This is a genomic window from Mucilaginibacter sp. PAMB04168 (assembly GCF_039634365.2).
Taxonomy (GTDB): Bacteria; Bacteroidota; Bacteroidia; order Sphingobacteriales; family Sphingobacteriaceae; genus Mucilaginibacter.
The window spans coordinates 3,610,172-3,626,717 of the sequence record NZ_CP155079.2 but is presented as its reverse complement, the minus strand read 5'-3'; the positions used below and the strand labels follow the sequence as shown (position 1 = coordinate 3,626,717).

Sequence of the window (16,546 nt, the reverse complement as noted above, 5' to 3'; positions counted from 1 at the left end):
ATCAAATAGCAGCGCAGATTTGCAAATCGGCCACCAAGCGGTTCGATAATAGTCCTGTTGGGGCTACCATGATAGATTGCTTACAATTATATTCGGTAGTCAGAATAAGACTCGAACCAGTTCCATATAGTAAATTGTTGTATAAGGTACTGCTATCTTAATGAATTAAGTAGAATCAGTATACCCCATACATTTTTAAGCTTTTTTAACTTCGATTCACAGGAAAGCGAATCGCTTTAGTTCTGGATATAGATAAGTTGATTTGCCCAATTTAAGCAAAAATCATTTATGTATTTAATGAGCTACTTTCTCTGATATTGTAAGTTGAAAATTAAAATTGAGTAATTCTTTTGGCTCAATCTCCAGTCCCTCGGCTAACGCAATAATTGACGATAATTTTAAGTTAGTCTTTCCTAATTCGATTTGGCCAATTTTATTATAATGTAAATCAGATCTTGTCGCCAAATCTCGTAAGGAAAGTCCGCGATCTTCGCGAAGCTTTCTCAAATGGTTCCCAAATGCTTCCTGTAATTTTTGAAGGTGATCCAACCGTATTTGATTAAGGCATCAAGATGAAAAGTTATTTTATAAAATTTGTATACCTACGGGTATACAATCTAAATTTTATTTATATTTGTTTTGCGATACTTAATATCTAAAGATTTAAGCAGTCGCTTTTGTCTCGACTTGAAAACGTGAGAAATTTCCCTGCACGAGACGGTAAGTGAATGCCCACGCCATAGGTGTGGGCTCGCTTGTCGTGCAAGGCCTTCTCACGTGCCCCAAGTCGATGAGTTGAGTCCACGCCTATGGCGTTTTTATGCGGCCAACTTTAGTTCTTGAAGTATGGAAGCGATATTAACCAATAACAGTTTTTCTTCAGGACCGCCTCTTAAGGAGGTGATGGCTACTTTCTTCAGGAAACACACGCCTGACTCTGCCAAACTATTGTTTTGGAAGGTCTTTCAATGCTGGGCATTGAAGGACTGTACAATCAAGGCAGAGGTCTCAGACCAGGAATTAGCCCTATTTTTCGACCAATTGAACGAATTGGTCGACGCTGCGTACCTTGAGCATCAAGCCAGCGAATCGAACCCTAAATCACCGGAGGACTCAAATCATGAATCTTAAGCATGTTTTGACCTGGCGACTGCTCATCTCCCCACCGGAGTAGTCAGGCCTGCCCTATACAACTCAAAACATAAATCCAAAACTTTATAACGTATAAAAATGAACACCAAAAAATGCGTGAGGGGATTGCTATGTCAATTCCCCAAACAAATCATTGTTTACAAAACACTTATTATTAACATCTTATGTTGTATGTTCTTGCTGAGGGCAACGGCGCAAAGGCTGCCGCCCATTTCCGGGAAAGTGGCAGACATCGTTAACAAAGCCCCTTTACAAGGCGCTACGGTTAAGCTACAAAATGGCAGTACTGCTAACACCGGGGCAGACGGACAATTTAGCTTGATACCTACCTCAAGGGCGGGTGTGCTGAGTGTTTCTTTCGTTGGCTATCGAACCGTTAATTTTAGATACGACCAGACAACTAAGCGACCTTTTGAGATATTCCTGCAACCGGATTCTGCGATCTTAGCAGCCGTCATGGTCTCCACCGGTTACCAGACCTTACCCAAAGAGAGAGCTACCGGCTCCTTTGTACAGGTTGACCGAACACTCATTAACCGCAGCCCCGGCGTTAATATTCTCGAGCGATTGAATGGCATTGCCAGCGGCCTGCGCTTTAATGGACAAACCACCAATACCATCTCCCGGACACCCTACGACCGTAACTTGGGCATCAATATCCGGGGGGAAAGTACCTTGTCGCCCAACGTCAGCCGCGATCCGCTGATCGTGATCGATAACTTTCCTTACGAGGGAAACATCAGCAACATCAATCCCAACGATATTGAGAGCATCACGATATTGAAAGATGCTGCTGCCGCAAGTATTTGGGGCGCAAGGGCAGGTAACGGTGTGATTGTTCTGACCACGAAGAAAGGTATGAAAAGCCAACCGTTAACCGTTGAGGTTACCGCAAACGTGACACGTCAAAACAAACCTAATTTGCGGTATGACCAAAACTTTTTGCCAACTTTAGATTATATCGCGGTCGAAACCGATCTCTTTAAAAAAGGATTTTTTAACTCTTATCTAAATAATCTAGCTAAATCGCCACTTTCACCGGTTGTTTATTTTTTAAACCAACGGAATACAGGTGCGATCACCGAGCTCGAATTAAACAACCAGATCAATGCGTTAAGCGCTTATGACGTTCGGAACGATTATGAGAAGTACCTATACCGATCGTCCCTAAAGCAGCAATATGCCGCCAATATCCGTGGCGGCGGTAACAACAATTCCTACTCCCTTTCTGTCGGGTACGATAATAACGAGGATCGATTATCCCGAAATGAATTCAGCCGTGTAACTGTTAATGCCTTAAACATCTACGAACCCTTCAAAAACCTACAACTGACCACCGGGCTGAATTATAGTCAGAACCGGACGGACGTTAATAACAGTTTTTCCTGGGGTTCGGGTGTTAGTGTAGGAACGCCGTTTTCAGGACTGTACCCATACGCCAGATTTACTGATGATGAGGGCAACCACTTATCCGTCGTCAAAGATTACAACCCTGCTTATGCGTCGGGAGCGATGGCCAATGGCTTTCTGGATTGGCAATATCGTCCCTTGGACGAGTTGTCCCTGGCCAGCAATTATACCAAGGTACAGGATCTTACCTTTAGGATAGGCGCCCGTTACAAAATCAGGCCGTTCCTGGCAGCAGACCTGCAATATCAAAGCGAGCGGCAGCAGGTGGATCCTTATAATTACCAGAACGTTCAGACTTATGCCGCCAGGAACCAGATCAACCGGTTCACCATCATTAACCCGACCACACGTGCGGCTACCTATCAGGTGCCGGTAGGAGGGATCTTGGACATTGGCAATCACAACCTCTATTCCCACAATTTCAGGGGCGTGCTCAGCATAGACAAAACCATCAGTAAGGTTCATAACGTTACTGCCATTGCCGGGACCGAGATCCGGCAAACCACCAACTCCGGCTTTAACCGCACCTCATATGGTTATGATGACGAGTTCGGTACCTCTGCCGGCCTAATCAATTATGCCGATTTTTTGGTGGTCAACCCCACCGGTACCTCACGCATTCCTGCCGTAGATGGAACCGTTTCGGGAACGGAAAATAGGTACATCTCCTATTTTGCAAATGCAGCCTATAATTTCAATAGCATTTATACCCTTTCTGTAAGTGCCAGAAAGGACGGTGCAAATATCTTCGGGGTCCGCACTAATCAGAGAGTGACACCCCTTTGGTCCGCCGGCGCCGCCTATGACATCAGCAAAGAATCGTTTTACAACAGTGACTGGTTGCCGAAGTTGAAGTTCAGGTTCTCGTACGGCTTCAATGGAAACGTTTATAATGGATCGGCATATGTGACCGGTAACTATTCGGCCAATTCGTTGACGGGAGCCACTTCCATCGTTTCCTTGACCGCACCTAATCCTTCGCTCAGCTGGGAACGCGTCAAAAACTCGAATTTTGGAATTGATTTTGCCACTAAAAGCAACCGCCTCTCGGGCACAGTTGACCTGTACCTTAAAAAAGGGGAAGACCTGATTGAAAATGTACCGCTTACTGCTTCTTCCGGCTTCACCAGCTATTTTGGCAATTCAGCCAGCACGAGCACTAAAGGGCTGGACCTGAGCCTGACCTCCAGAAATTTAACAGGGGCATTGCACTGGAACACAACCTTACTGCTCAATTATCAGAAGGATAAAGTCGTTTCCTATAATGCCACCCCTACGAGTACCAGCTTCCAGGTCAGTGGGGGAGTGCCGGTCGTGGGCAGGTCGCTATATAGTATTTTCAGCTATGATTGGAAAGGACTTGATCCGGTTAACGGCGATCCGCTCGGGGTTTTGAACGGGCAGGTAAGTAAAAATTATTCGGGCATCGTTAACAATTTCATGCCAGATAGCCTCATTTATCACGGTTCTGCCCGCCCGGTCTTGTATGGCTCGTTGCGTAATGATCTTTCTTTTGCCAACTTTAACCTGTCCTTTCTGATCACTTACGAGACGGGGTTTTATTTCCGGAGACCATCAACTTCACTAAATCTGGGTGACTTAATCTCCTCCAATTATGGTGTACACGTTGATTATCTTCGTCGCTGGCAAAAGGGCGGAGACGAAGTGAATACGTCTGTGCCGTCGGTCGTGTATCCGGCTAATACGAACCGAAATCTTTTCTATCAGTATTCCTCGGCATTAGTAGAAAAAGGGGACCATATCCGATTGCAGGATGTCAGGTTGAGTTATGACCTCGCTAGACATAAAATGTTGATGCGCTCATTCAGGCAACTTTCCGTCTTCGCCTACGCCTCTAATCTTGGGATTCTCTGGCGGGCTAATAAGAGCAACATCGACCCGGCGATCTCACCCTATTCTCATTCACTTCCTGTTCCATTCACCTTATCATTGGGTTTTAACGCAATCTTCTAATACACCAGAACATGAAATATCTTAGTATTGGTTACACAATTCATCAGGCCTGCTTGATCTTTGCCCTATCCTTGTTGATGATCTCCGGCTGTAAGCAGGAGGATTGGCTTGATGTGAAAAGTAACAAGAGACAGGTTACGCCAAAGTCGCTATCAGACCTGCAAGCGGTCCTGGATAACGCACAAGTCATGAACTCTTACGGGTCAATCCTGGGGCTAGTCGGCACCGACAACATCGTTATCGATGATGCTACCTTGAATGCCTTGGACCCGATTTCAAAAAATGCTTATTTATGGGCAGCGGACCTCCTGGAAGGTCAGCGGTGTAACGACTGGACATTCAACTATCAGCAAATCGCTTACGCGAATATCGTTCTGGACGGATTACCCGACCAGACCGGATCTGTCAGCCAGTCCTACAACAATATCAAAGGGTCAGCGCTGTTTTACCGTGCTTTTGGCCACTATAGATTGGCACAATTGTTTTGTGCACCATATCAGTCACAAAAGGATAATTCAGGTCCCGGAATACCATTGAAGTTAAGTTCGAATGTCGATGAAAAACCGGGTAGGGGAACCGTATCCCAAACCTACCAGCAAATTATCAACGACCTGAAAGAAGCAGTTTTGTTACTTCCGGAAACGCCCCAATACAGAACGCGGCCGTCATCGGTTGCCGCAAACGCTTTGCTGGCAAAGGTCTATCTGGCGATGCAGGATTATAACAATGCCTTAATCTATGCCGATAATGCCTTGAAAAGCTACGGTGCCTTACTCGACTATAATACCCTTCCCATGGTTGCAACGAATCCATTTCCTACTTATGCTAAAGGACATCCGGAGATTATCTTCTATACCATGACCTATGGTACTTCCACGGTGTGGTCATCCACGACTGCCAGGGCCAGGGTATCGCCATCACTTTTAAGTAAATATGAAAGCAACGACCTGCGGAAGGCGATGTTCTACACATTGGATGCTACAGCCAGAAGTATTTTTAAAGGCAGTTATTCCGCCCAGTCCTACAACTTTGACGGCATCGCCACAGATGAGCTGTACCTCATTCGTGCGGAATGCCTGGCCCGGTCTGGTCAGTTGAACGATGCGCTGAAGGATCTCAACCTGCTTTTGAAAAATCGGTATGCCACCTCTTCGTTTAAGCCTTATAGTACAATAGACCAAGTGGGTCTGATCCTGAAAATTATCGAGGAACGACGCAAAGAAATGCCCTATACGGGCAATCTACGCTGGGAAGACCTTCGCAGGCTCAATCTGGAGCCACCGTTTGCTGTGACCCTGTCCAGGACGACGAATAACAAAACTATTCAACTACTGCCCAATGAAAACCGCTATACACTGCCTATCCCAAACGAGGAAGTTACGGTCAACAATATACAACAGAACCCAAGATAACCATTTCAACATGAACCTGATTTTAAGACTATCAATGGCCTTAGCCTTTTTGTTGCCGGGCCTGACCGCTGCTTACGCCTATCCTGATCTTGCTTCCAACCATCCTGGCGAGATGGCCAAAATACGTATTACCTGCGCTGATGCTGCTCCGTCCGATACCCTTGCTTTGCAGGTATTCGATAAGGCGCTGTTCGATGTGTCCGTTGGGGAAACGCGGATTTACAAAGTCGTAAAAGATAGACAGGGGGAATACCCGTTTGAATTTCCGGTGAAGGATGAGGTTAACTACTTCAATCTGGGAATTATTAAGGTGAACAATCCGAAGAAATTAGCGACATTTTTTGATTTTACGATATTGAGTAATGCCTTTGCAGAAAGAGGGGATGATATTCACCTGTCGATCAATAGGATTAATGCCCAGCCGGCTTTCAATAATATTTTCGATTATGATCTGAAATTTTCCGGTACCGGATCGGTAAAGTACAGTACCCGTATCGTGTTGGATACGATGGTCCATTTCAGGGTTAGCAATTATATTCATGCAGACGGCAGCTATAATGTTTCCAACACCTTAAGCCGGCAGGTTAGGTCCGGTATAGCATACATACAAAATCAAGCCGGGGAAATGAGCACCGTTGCCCATGATCTGCTTCAAACAGACTGGGTTTCGTCTGTGCAGATCACCAAGGTGAGGCTGCTCAAATCTAAAGTCAGCAAGCTGGATTCCGTAAAGCGGAGCAACTTTTATGCAAGTTTTTCCATGCTGGAAGCTGATCTGGAACCGCCATTAACTGCAAGAAGCAAGATTTTATCCACGTATTATCTGCAGTACCGGCTCTATCTTGAAAAACTTCGACAAAATAAGGCGGAAGTAGATTATGACGAACTCTATGAGGTGTTACCAAGTAACTACCAGGGGATTTTTAAAGAGCGGATCATCTGCCTCTTCTTTAACTTATATAATTACCATATCGTCAACTACAATAAGATCTACGAAAATGCGGTGAACCAAGTAACCGACAAAGTGTACGCGAGCTTTTTAGCCAAATACCAAACCCATCTAACTGGTGTACCAGCTTATAATTTCACACTTTACGATGATAAAGGGCTCAAGCGTTCCTTAAGTGATTTCAAAGGCAAGGTTATCTTCCTGGATTTCTGGTTTACCGGTTGTGGTATGTGCGTGAAGTATTTTTCAGATCACCTGTCCAAGGTCGAAAAACGATTTCACAACAATCCAAATGTAGCCTTTATTGCGATTAATGTGGATAGGAGTAAGCGAATCTGGCTGGGAAGTATTAAAAGCCTGAAATATACCTCGACTGAGGTGTGTAATCTTAGCACCGGAAATGTGGGGGACCAGGATCCGGTAATCCAGCACTACAAAGTCAGGTCCTATCCCCAGCCAGTACTGATAGACCGTCAAGGAAATATTGTCCTTTTTGGCGATCCCAGTTCACTGACTGCTGAAGAATTGACAAAAAGGATAAATGCCCTCCTGAAAATTTAAGCAATTTTAAGTGCGCGATAAATAGCCGTTAAAATATAGGGGGTATATCACAAATCATGATCACCCTCTATTTCTTTAATTTAAACGAATTGCCTTACCTCATGCTGTTGTTTAATGACGCACCTTCATCACCGGAAAATGATCGTATTTTAAAAAATGATTCAATAATCATCACAAATTAGGAAATTCCGTTGAGTAGTTGTAAGTTAGTTTATTGATAACCATTACCTTGTGCGGTAAGGGGCAGCTATCCTTACATACAAAAGGTGAATCAGTTTCCGGGTGTTACTATGCAAATACAGGCTCAATTGTCTGCTTCGATGGATCCAAATACTCATTTACGTCTTCAAAAAATTGAAGCAGCAGCTATGGCTGCGCTTTTCCCTTTTATGGAAGAACGTATCGTTTCTCCTGATCCTATATTGGGAATCACTGATTGCTCTATGAGTTTTTTTAATGGCCGGGATTGCCCGTTGACTCGTTGCTTTTTGTTTAGTTCGAATACACACGCTCAGGACTTACTTGATGAAGTCGAAAATTTTTTTGCAACCCGCGGTTCGAATACTGTTTTGGAAATGAGCGCTGTAACAGGCGGGGCGATTTTTAAAGAACTCAGACGGCGAATTTATGAGTGCACGCAAGAAATCCATTTATTATACAAACCTCTCACAGAGGATTCCTTGTCGAAGGAAATACCTGAATTGACCATCAAGGTGCTAACGACTAAAGACGCTTTGTACTGGGCGAAAGCTTCCGTTGCCGGCTGGGCCGACCAGACACCGGAAGCGGTCCAATTTATAACCAGGTACGGCCAAGCGTTAGTTAAGAGCGGGAAGTTTACCGCGCTTGCAGCTGACATTGGCGATAAACCGGTGGGCACCGCTTGCTTATTTGTATACGAGAATATAGCATTGTTAATGAATGGCAGTGTTGTTAAAGAACACCGGGGAAAAGGAGTCCACTCTGTTCTTACACAAGCAAGATTACAACTAGCGAAAAAGCAAGGTTGTCAGTATGCCGCTGTAGCTGTCATTCCCCAGAGTCAATCAGCACAAATATTTACCGCACATGGTTTTAAGTTAGCGCATACTAGACAAACCTGGCATAAATTAACGGGTATCGACGAAACGAACATTAAACATATAACCGACGAATCATGAATTTAACTTTTAACACATGGACCATTCAGGCAATCCGATTTTTGGGTGGACCATGGTTTCCAAGGCAGCCGTCACAGCCTCAACCACAACCCCAACCCCAGCCCCAGCCGCAGCCGCAACCCCAGCCGCAGCCGCAGCCGCAACCCCAGCCACAACCGCAACCCCAGCCACAACCGCAACCGCAACCCCAGCCACAACCGCCTGAATACGGAGGTTATCATCCGCAGCCGCAACCCGGGCGTCCGCCGCAGATTCCTCGACAGCCCGCCCCAGAGACACCAGAAGAACGGCGTGCGAGGGAACAGGCTGCCCAGTTAGCTGCGCAAAGAGCGCAATACGACCTTTACGTTGCGGCTTTTGATCAATTACGTCTTGCTGGTATTGATGCGACCTATCGCGAAGCTTTACAAGAACGGGCCCGAAGTATTTCAGCTAGGCAGGATATATTGGACATCAAAAATGAACTGTTGCAGGATGCCACTTGGCACACAACTGCTGGCGCACTTCACCTTGGTCAAGTAGCTGGATTTACTGTAGCCATTGCGGATCGGGTTAGAGATATATTAAGTTTCGCAATACAAACACACCCTGGCGCTCAGTTACCGGCAATTGCTACTTGGTACACCTATGCCGTTTTGATGGAAATTGCAAAAAGCGGACAACTGGATCAAAGAGCAGTTCAGGAGGCAATATTTGAACAGATGAAGAATGACGTAATAGATTATCACGGACCGGTCAATGAATTCATGAATTCTCTTTATAATCTGGCTCAGTCATTGGAAGGCATCATGAATATGCCGGCCGAACAGGCTCAACTTCGGCAGGAACTCACCGTACAGTTAAACCGGTTGGACAGTGCATTGAACGATTATGAACGTAAGATTACCGAATCTAACAGGGTAATGCAAGCCCGAGAGCGGATTCATCGTGCGGCGGAAGATTACCGTCAGCATTACTTTCCGGTGAGGCCGTAGTCAATGCTTATAGATTAATACCTACAAAGGTATTGTAAAAGAAAAGGAAAAGCCGCAAATCATACGAATTGGCGGCTTTTTATGTTATATAGTGTTTTTAGGGGTGACGCTAACATCTTTGTCGGATTATACTAATTCCTATGTGCAAAATCAGAAGTCAAAGCGCGTCAATGGCGGCCGGGTTAACGGCCTTGAAGCTTTTTTATCAATAGGCACACTTAGCCGTCACACCAGCATAATACTAATTGGGCTTGTAAAAAAGTTGCTGTTTAATGACATAGGTCGTTTTGTAATCAATAGGCCTAAGTTTCCCAGTGTTAATCACAAGGCATAAAACAGATTAAAGATGAATCCATTAAATAATTTGGCAAGCGGTGTGACAAGACGCCAATAGAAGCCAAGTTAAGGCTTTTAGAGGTAATACTTTGGCTGCAATAGAATAGGAGGAGAAACACATCTGGAATAGCCACCAACAGCCGTTTCCACTTAAAAGAAACTATAAAAAAAGTAATGTAAAAATAAACAGTGAAGCAATCTAATTGCTTCACTGTTCTATATGTAGATAAAACTACATTCCGATGATTAACTTCCTACTGGCATAACATTCTTATTGTTAGTATTTGTTTCAACAGTATTATGACTCTAACAACAACATAAAGTTATTGTTTTTTTATCGAAAATCCAAATCCTTGGCCAGGAACAAGAAATTTTATTCTATCATAACTTCGCCTGTTATGTAATGTACGTACTGGCGGTAAAAATTTCTCCGGAAAAGTTGGATACAGAGCTACATCAAACTCTGGCGGCAAATCAAATACTACTGTTACATCAACCGTATGGTTGTTTACGTGATAACTATCGAACATACCTTTATCATCTAGAAGATACTCTGCATGCATTACTTGTTCAACAGTAATTGTTTCATTTTTTGCAATCATGATGGGCTTGGATAACTCGAAGGAATCCTTTTCTCTATTCTTGCCATATTCTCTAACCTGAAAGTTGTCCGTTTGATTGAGTTTGACGTACTCGGAATCATTACTAGCAGATAAGGTTTTGAAGCTAGCCTCTATAAAAGTATAAGAAGCGAGTGGCGTATCACTTAGAGAAAATGGCATCAGGTACTCGATAAATTCTTCCTTACCAGAAATGTATTGCATGTCAAATGATATTCGCTGCTCAATGATTAAACTTTTCTCCTTGATTTCCTTGAGTACGTATTCCACCTTAAGATTTCTTCTTAAAATATGGGTGTTAAAAAAGTCATTTTCCAGAATAACCTTAACAACTTCAGCGGGCATCTTGTCTTCAAGAATGGCAGCAAACAAATTGACTTTTAATGCCTCAACTGTTTGCCGGCCCTCGGTGGTGAAGGTCTGAATTAAGTCTCCGAAGACCTTTTCAATTTCATTTTTCTTATCAGTAAGAATAGCTGCGCTTAAGCTCTCCATATGGCGTATTGCTTCGCGGCTTTGCTCATGATGGGCATGGCTGTTCACTTTTTCTATAAACACATGCAGGAAGAACATTACAACAATTGCTTCACCTAAAATCACCAAAAAATGGTAAAAAACAGCGGACCAATGCACATTGGTTAACCATTTAAGGCCGGCTTCCGTGGTATGAACGCTGTATAATTCATTAATATACAATCCAGCAAGAATGCATAATAATCCAGCCAAAATACTCAGTATGGGATGCTCAACACACCACTGCGAGATCTTTTCAATCGGCTTTGCAGGTTCTGACTTAGGTATTTGATCCATAGTAACTAAAAATATGATATAAAACTCAATAATAAAATCTATCTAACTAAATTTTTTATAAATGAACATTCCGGTTGAAATGCACATTGCAGTTAATGATTAGAAAAAAGCAAGGCATATACAATGTTAAGTGTCCACTAATTTTTTTACTTCAATACATGTTCGTAATCTTCTCCAGCAGTTGGCTTAGGTCTGATTCAGCATAGGGTTCTTAAGTCCAGGCATTTTGAATAAATATTAAATGCATCCGGTAAAAATTCTTTTAACGAATGTTTCAAACTTAGCTATTTATACCATCAAGATTAGTCATCGTCTGTGTTCTCTTTAAGAATTTGATATTTTTCAAATACACTCTACGCATCAAAACGAATCTTTAAATTAGTAGGCGGCAATGTTGTTTCCAATTGATGCATATCAATGCAGGCACTTAGTTTGGTATGGTTTACATTTGTCAATTGCGTAACAGCGCGAGTTTTTCCTGGAGACATTGAATACTGCAGGAAAACTTGCACTTACGAGGGTATGCAATTCACGTTCAAGCTTATTTTGCATATCAAATGAAAATTCATTTTAGTAACGATTAAGATACCACTGAGCTGTTATCCTGCAATAATAAATTCTAACCGCAAAAAGATGGCAAAAAAATCCCGCAGGCATCATTACATTTCAGAATTTTATACAAAACATTTTTCAGAAAATGAAAACCTGATTCAGGTTTACGACAAGATCGACGCGATATTTTACCCCACCAATCCGGTGAATCTTTTCGTCAAGAAGGACAGGAATACCTTTGAAAATCTCGACGGGATAAAAGACGACGTTATCGAACGTATATATAGCAATTTAGATGCGGAATACGGGAGTATCTTAAAGAAAATCACCGAGAATGGCGAAGTGTCAGATATTCACTACAAGAAGTTACTTTTTTTTGCCTATTTAACCAAATGGCGTGTCCCTCAGTACGATCAATCGTTTAACGTCGTAAAAGAAAACTATTCAGCCGGGCAACTAGGATTAGGCCTGAAATCTTTTGAAGGTATTCCATTTAATTTTGAAATTGAAGAACTGTTCGGGCTTGATATGCAGCATGAGTTAAAAAGAATCCTGCTGGCCTTTCAGCTATTCCGTTCTAAAGAAGATTACAAAAGAATATTGACCCACAGTTTCATAATCCCGACCCCGGCTCATACTTCCTTCATAGGCGACTGCCCATTTATAGAAACCACCTTCGATGACGGAAGGCAATTCGGAGATTTCATCTTTCCTATAACTGGTGAACTGACACTTGTTTATTTTAGTCGCATCGACAGGGATGAAATAATTAGTTTTCTGACGAATGGTGATGTTATGAAGATTAACAGGTTTTTAACCGATTTTTCCAGTGCGAGAGATGTTTCGCTGCTAGACCTGGCCGAACGACACATAGCATGTGGCAGTAAAGAACGATTGAAATTTATAGTTGAAACTTACAATGGTTTTAAAAACAAAGGTGGAGCAAAAGGTTTTCATATGACCTGGTTCAATATATTGTATAACTTTAAAGAATATTTATAATTATCCGATAGTAATCACCTATTATCAGTTTTATTTGAATCATGAAAATACCGAATATTAATTTCCGGGAAGCGTCAACAAACGGGGGAAGAACCAAGACGGCAATTTTTATTTATACTGGTCCGGGCGATCCTGTACCACACCTTAGGCAAGCAGTAAGTCTTTATGTTTTGAATGAGGGCTACAATGAATTTATCGACGCTAACATGGATAATCCTTGGGTAAGAGTAATCATCTTTGGTCTCAACGATATGGACCAAACGACGTTTGACTCAGATATACATCATTTATGATCAAGATAGATTTTAATAAGCTACTTCATTCGGCTACATATTATCTGAGTTACCAAGACAGGGTAGGACGTAATTTCATGATTGACGAATCTTCATTGAAATATCCAATTGCTGATTATTTGACCGGGTTGGAATTCCCTTTAAACAGGATTAAATTAGAATATCCTCACCCTGAATTTCTTAAAAGAAGCATTGATTTGGTGACGACGGATGCTTCAGGGGATGGTATTGAAAATGCTTTTGAATTTAAAAGAGCAAAAAACAGTACTAAATATGAATCAGAACAAAACCGCATCTTCCATGACTTGATTAGGTTATATTTGATTTCGGAATTAGGGGGAAACGGCTATTTTTTAATGGCCGGACCACTCGCGGATTTTATACAAAACTTTCAAAGTATTCCTGAAGCACGACCAACGGGATATTCGAAAAAATTACCTGATCCGGAGGGCGTTTTTACGGAATGGTTTAGATATGAGGTTGGAAAAGAGCAGAAGTTCGTCGTTAATAATGCAAGCAAACTAAATTATATAAAAATTTATCAATCTTATCTGGATGAGTACAAACCGATAGATGCAACAAAATCGTTATCTCTTCCAGATCAAATTAGAACGGAATGCCTGGCCATATCTGTGATATCAACAGACTACCCGACGCCTTACGTCGGCGCGATTTGGCAAGTGACATAGAAAAGCTATCAAGGTGAGTTCTTTCGTTTTATTTGCTTCTTTTCTTACAAGAAAGAAGTATCTGCTGACCCTCCGATGAAATTTAGGAACAGCAGCGTGGGTTAGCTGTGTCATTCGTCTTTCACATATAAAAGAGGCTGATCATTTCATCAATGATACAGCCTCTTTTCGCATTATTGAATAAATGCGCCCGGTTGAGTTTCCATTACTGCAGCGTTAGGGATGAAACCGTTTTCATCCGGCGCTTGTTCGCTCTCGACCTTACAGGTTTGCGGAAGGTTAAGGTCACAATCACCGGCTGCTGAGGTTACGATCCAGCCGCCAACGGTTGCACGCACTACTCCATAAGTGGAAGCTTGTTTGTGCTCGGGCGCTTTCATGGCAAATGCACCACTGATACCTAAAATGGTTACGATCGCTAACATGGCGATGCGAGCCCTTTGTAAAAGGCTCTTGTTGTTTTTAAACATAAGTTACGTCCTGAAATAATGCCTACTCTAACCCAGGTTTTCGGCTTCTCCTGATTCGTTGCGCAATGAATATTTTATTGGGTAACACCTGGGGTGCTGACCCGGTCTTGAATTCTGCCTAGGAGGATAGCCGCGAAAGCTATCAGGGTGAACATCATATTGAGGAGTAAATGCTGGCCCCACGACATTTTTTCGAAGACACCGGCACACGAGCAGGGTACCCTCGGAAAAACCCTTAAAGTAACCAAGCCAACGTAAACAGTGAATGCGGACATCAGTGCCAGGGAAAGCCATAAACCTGTCATCCTGGTTTTGATCCGCACCAGCAAAGCTGTGGCGATCAGTTCTATAAGTGGCACCAGGATGACCAAAGCAGCGGAAACAGCTTTAGGGAAAACCTGGTTATTCATTTGCTTGACGAACTTTTGGAAATCCACTAACTTACTGAGCGCTGTGAATAAGAACAGTAACGCAAGCAGATAGGTGAATACCTCATACAGCCATGGTAGACGTTTCATATTTTCGCTGTGCTAAATTTTCTAAATAGATTGTGATCGCCTCTTTAATAGCTGATAAGCTGGCCCGGGCTTTTCTCGTGGGTTGAATACATCGGCATACCAATGTCGCCAGCAGGTCACTTCCGGTAAGCCGAACAATTTTTGATCGGACGACTGTCAGCGGTGTGTTCAAAAACTCATAGGGTTGACAACCCGTCAAAACGAAACTGAGCAAGGCACCTAAGGAATAGACATCGTCCCGGATGTCCGGATACTGATAATGCAACTGTTCAGGTGAGGCATAACCGAATGTGCCAAGCAAATAGGGAGGGTCAGGCTGCTGTTCACGGAGGCTGTAGCTAAGCTCGAAATCGATGATGCATAAACGGCCATCGTTCCCGATCATAAAATTACTGTCGGTGATGTCTCTGTGCACAAACCCTTCCTGATGGATCGAGTCTACTAAGCCGACAGCTTGCTGATACCAGTTCAGTAACTGCTCTTTCTTATGTATAGGAAATTCTTTCCATACCGTTGTACCCTTCATTGCGTTGCGCACCTCTTGCCCTAAGGACTTGCCTTCCACGTAGTCAATGACCAGATAAGTGTTTTCCGCTTTTTCAAAATAGTCAAGATAGCCCGGTGTATAGACCTTGTCTTTTATCCTCTCCAATACCGCTTTTTGCCATTTCAGACGATCCTTCATATCCCGGTCGAATTGGTCGTCCAAGGCAACGGCATTACCTTGTTTAATCAAACACCACTCGAATTTGAGCTTTCTCAGATTGATCGCCTTAAAGATTTTCCCTTTCGGTGTCGCACCCAGTAATTGAACAGGCAGGTAGTAATTACCTAGAAGACGGTTCGGCTTTTCCTTCTTCAGGTAAATTAGTGGGATGCTGTAGGGTATGTCTCTCGGTTTAGGCATGCTGTATCGAAAACCGTCGGTATGCTTTTCCGCTTTTTGAATGTAGACCACCTGGCTTAAACGCTGTGCGTTGATAATCTGCGGCCCTTTAAGCTGAGTTGTAAGACCGACCAGTTCTTTGATCAGTATCGAAAGCGTAGACCGGTCAGCCGGGTATAACGATAGCACTTTGCCTGCGATCTCATTACCAAATGAGCCGGAGTTCAATTGGTATTGTAGATTTTGATTTTTAACCAGGATAAACGGGCATTCGGTTTGCCGGGTTACAGGAAGGCATTGTTTGAGCATCTCTGGTGTGTCAAGTGCACGACAACTGATGAACAGGACGAATCCGCAGGTCTGTTTGATGGTGCCGGCCGTTAAATACCGCGCATCCTCCTGGAAAGAAACTTGCTCAGCTTTCAGCAGTGCATGATAGCTCATTGGTTGGAAGTGAAATGTCCTGTTCATTTTAATGCTGGTCTACAATACAAAGCTATAGCCGCTTAAGGACAGAGATTGTCACTGATCTTTTTTTATGAAATATTTTTTTTGCTGACGGTTGTACCGGATGTCGTGACCCTTTTCCCTGAGCACATTAAGCATGCGCTTGACCGTGCGCGAACTGCAACCAAAACGCAAGGCGGCGGCTTCCAAAGAACCGAAACGGCCCTTACTCATTAATTCCAGGATGTAGTTCAGCCGCTTTTCGTAAGATAAAAAATCCATTACCTGTTCAATTTATCTAGGTTTAATTAGATTAAATTGACGTATATAC

The 16,546-nt window shown here is 43.1% G+C and carries 15 protein-coding genes; 9 read left to right on the top strand and 6 right to left on the bottom strand.

Annotation, left to right across the window (positions count from 1 at the left end; all coding sequences use genetic code 11):
* Nucleotides 1-294: 294 nt before the first annotated feature.
* Nucleotides 295-549, bottom strand: a complete 255-nt coding sequence (locus ABDD94_RS15295; protein ID WP_352432872.1) for a helix-turn-helix transcriptional regulator — start codon at nt 547-549, stop codon at nt 295-297.
* Nucleotides 550-846: 297 nt separating this feature from the next.
* Here ABDD94_RS15295 and ABDD94_RS15290 point away from each other — a divergent pair, with 297 nt between their 5' ends.
* The 6 genes from ABDD94_RS15290 (at nt 847) to ABDD94_RS15265 (ending at nt 9,592) form a co-directional block, all read left to right on the top strand.
* Nucleotides 847-1,131 carry a hypothetical protein gene (locus ABDD94_RS15290; RefSeq protein ID WP_345952993.1) on the top strand — a complete coding sequence of 95 codons (285 nt, stop codon included), beginning with the start codon at nt 847-849 and terminating at the stop codon, nt 1,129-1,131.
* 192 nt (nt 1,132-1,323) lie between these two features.
* Nucleotides 1,324-4,536: a SusC/RagA family TonB-linked outer membrane protein gene (locus ABDD94_RS15285; RefSeq protein WP_345952992.1), complete on the top strand. Its 3,213-nt coding sequence runs from the start codon at nt 1,324-1,326 to the stop codon at nt 4,534-4,536.
* Between the two features lie 11 nt (nt 4,537-4,547).
* Complete coding sequence (locus ABDD94_RS15280) at nt 4,548-5,948, top strand: RagB/SusD family nutrient uptake outer membrane protein (RefSeq protein WP_345952991.1); 1,401 nt, start codon at nt 4,548-4,550, stop codon at nt 5,946-5,948.
* Between the two features lie 10 nt (nt 5,949-5,958).
* A complete protein-coding gene (locus ABDD94_RS15275) occupies nt 5,959-7,458 on the top strand; it encodes a TlpA disulfide reductase family protein (protein WP_345952990.1) in 1,500 nt (499 codons plus the stop codon).
* 266 nt (nt 7,459-7,724) lie between these two features.
* Complete coding sequence (locus tag ABDD94_RS15270; protein WP_345952989.1) at nt 7,725-8,618, top strand: GNAT family N-acetyltransferase; 894 nt, start codon at nt 7,725-7,727, stop codon at nt 8,616-8,618.
* A complete protein-coding gene (locus tag ABDD94_RS15265) occupies nt 8,615-9,592 on the top strand; it encodes a hypothetical protein (RefSeq protein WP_345952988.1) in 978 nt (325 codons plus the stop codon). The genes ABDD94_RS15270 and ABDD94_RS15265 overlap by 4 nt, the downstream gene beginning before the upstream one ends.
* A gap of 659 nt (nt 9,593-10,251) precedes the next feature.
* Here ABDD94_RS15265 and ABDD94_RS15260 read toward each other — a convergent pair.
* Nucleotides 10,252-11,358, bottom strand: a complete 1,107-nt coding sequence (locus ABDD94_RS15260) for a hypothetical protein (RefSeq protein WP_345952987.1) — start codon at nt 11,356-11,358, stop codon at nt 10,252-10,254.
* 633 nt (nt 11,359-11,991) lie between these two features.
* On the opposite strand from ABDD94_RS15260, the gene ABDD94_RS15255 reads away from it, so the two are divergent.
* Genes ABDD94_RS15255 through ABDD94_RS15245 form a run of 3 tightly spaced genes read left to right on the top strand, consistent with a single transcriptional unit; the run spans nt 11,992 to nt 13,894 of the window.
* The gene (locus tag ABDD94_RS15255; protein WP_345952986.1) at nt 11,992-12,912 is read left to right on the top strand and encodes a DUF4238 domain-containing protein; all 921 of its coding nucleotides are present in this window, start codon (nt 11,992-11,994) and stop codon (nt 12,910-12,912) included.
* Nucleotides 12,913-12,953: 41 nt separating this feature from the next.
* A complete protein-coding gene (locus ABDD94_RS15250) occupies nt 12,954-13,205 on the top strand; it encodes a hypothetical protein (protein WP_345952985.1) in 252 nt (83 codons plus the stop codon).
* A complete protein-coding gene (locus ABDD94_RS15245) occupies nt 13,202-13,894 on the top strand; it encodes a hypothetical protein (RefSeq protein ID WP_345952984.1) in 693 nt (230 codons plus the stop codon). Before ABDD94_RS15250 ends, ABDD94_RS15245 begins: the two co-directional genes overlap by 4 nt.
* Nucleotides 13,895-14,067: 173 nt before the next feature.
* Here the strand turns inward: ABDD94_RS15245 and ABDD94_RS15240 are convergent, their stop codons facing one another.
* The 4 genes from ABDD94_RS15240 to ABDD94_RS15225 all read right to left on the bottom strand — a co-directional run bounded on the left by ABDD94_RS15240 (nt 14,068) and on the right by ABDD94_RS15225 (nt 16,497).
* A complete protein-coding gene (locus ABDD94_RS15240) occupies nt 14,068-14,364 on the bottom strand; it encodes a hypothetical protein (RefSeq protein WP_345952983.1) in 297 nt (98 codons plus the stop codon).
* Between the two features lie 74 nt (nt 14,365-14,438).
* Nucleotides 14,439-14,882, bottom strand: coding sequence for a MauE/DoxX family redox-associated membrane protein (locus ABDD94_RS15235; RefSeq protein WP_345952982.1), 444 nt, complete (start codon nt 14,880-14,882; stop codon nt 14,439-14,441).
* Nucleotides 14,857-16,212 (bottom strand): protein kinase, encoded by a 1,356-nt coding sequence (locus tag ABDD94_RS15230; protein WP_345952981.1) that lies wholly within the window; start codon nt 16,210-16,212, stop codon nt 14,857-14,859. The genes ABDD94_RS15235 and ABDD94_RS15230 overlap by 26 nt, the downstream gene beginning before the upstream one ends.
* A 78-nt stretch (nt 16,213-16,290) precedes the next feature.
* Complete coding sequence (locus tag ABDD94_RS15225; protein ID WP_345952980.1) at nt 16,291-16,497, bottom strand: hypothetical protein; 207 nt, start codon at nt 16,495-16,497, stop codon at nt 16,291-16,293.
* Between the last annotated feature and the right edge of the window lie 49 nt (nt 16,498-16,546).

Coding starts and splice junctions, on each gene's coding strand:
- ABDD94_RS15290 (WP_345952993.1), top strand. CDS start 847: ATGGAAGCGATATTAACCAATAACAGTTTTTCTTCAGGACCGCCTCTT.
- ABDD94_RS15285 (WP_345952992.1), top strand. CDS start 1,324: ATGTTCTTGCTGAGGGCAACGGCGCAAAGGCTGCCGCCCATTTCCGGG.
- ABDD94_RS15280 (WP_345952991.1), top strand. CDS start 4,548: ATGAAATATCTTAGTATTGGTTACACAATTCATCAGGCCTGCTTGATC.
- ABDD94_RS15275 (WP_345952990.1), top strand. CDS start 5,959: ATGAACCTGATTTTAAGACTATCAATGGCCTTAGCCTTTTTGTTGCCG.
- ABDD94_RS15265 (WP_345952988.1), top strand. CDS start 8,615: ATGAATTTAACTTTTAACACATGGACCATTCAGGCAATCCGATTTTTG.
- ABDD94_RS15260 (WP_345952987.1), bottom strand. CDS start 11,358: ATGGATCAAATACCTAAGTCAGAACCTGCAAAGCCGATTGAAAAGATC.
- ABDD94_RS15255 (WP_345952986.1), top strand. CDS start 11,992: ATGGCAAAAAAATCCCGCAGGCATCATTACATTTCAGAATTTTATACA.
- ABDD94_RS15250 (WP_345952985.1), top strand. CDS start 12,954: ATGAAAATACCGAATATTAATTTCCGGGAAGCGTCAACAAACGGGGGA.
- ABDD94_RS15245 (WP_345952984.1), top strand. CDS start 13,202: ATGATCAAGATAGATTTTAATAAGCTACTTCATTCGGCTACATATTAT.
- ABDD94_RS15240 (WP_345952983.1), bottom strand. CDS start 14,364: ATGTTTAAAAACAACAAGAGCCTTTTACAAAGGGCTCGCATCGCCATG.
- ABDD94_RS15235 (WP_345952982.1), bottom strand. CDS start 14,882: ATGAAACGTCTACCATGGCTGTATGAGGTATTCACCTATCTGCTTGCG.
- ABDD94_RS15230 (WP_345952981.1), bottom strand. CDS start 16,212: ATGAGCTATCATGCACTGCTGAAAGCTGAGCAAGTTTCTTTCCAGGAG.
- ABDD94_RS15225 (WP_345952980.1), bottom strand. CDS start 16,497: ATGGATTTTTTATCTTACGAAAAGCGGCTGAACTACATCCTGGAATTA.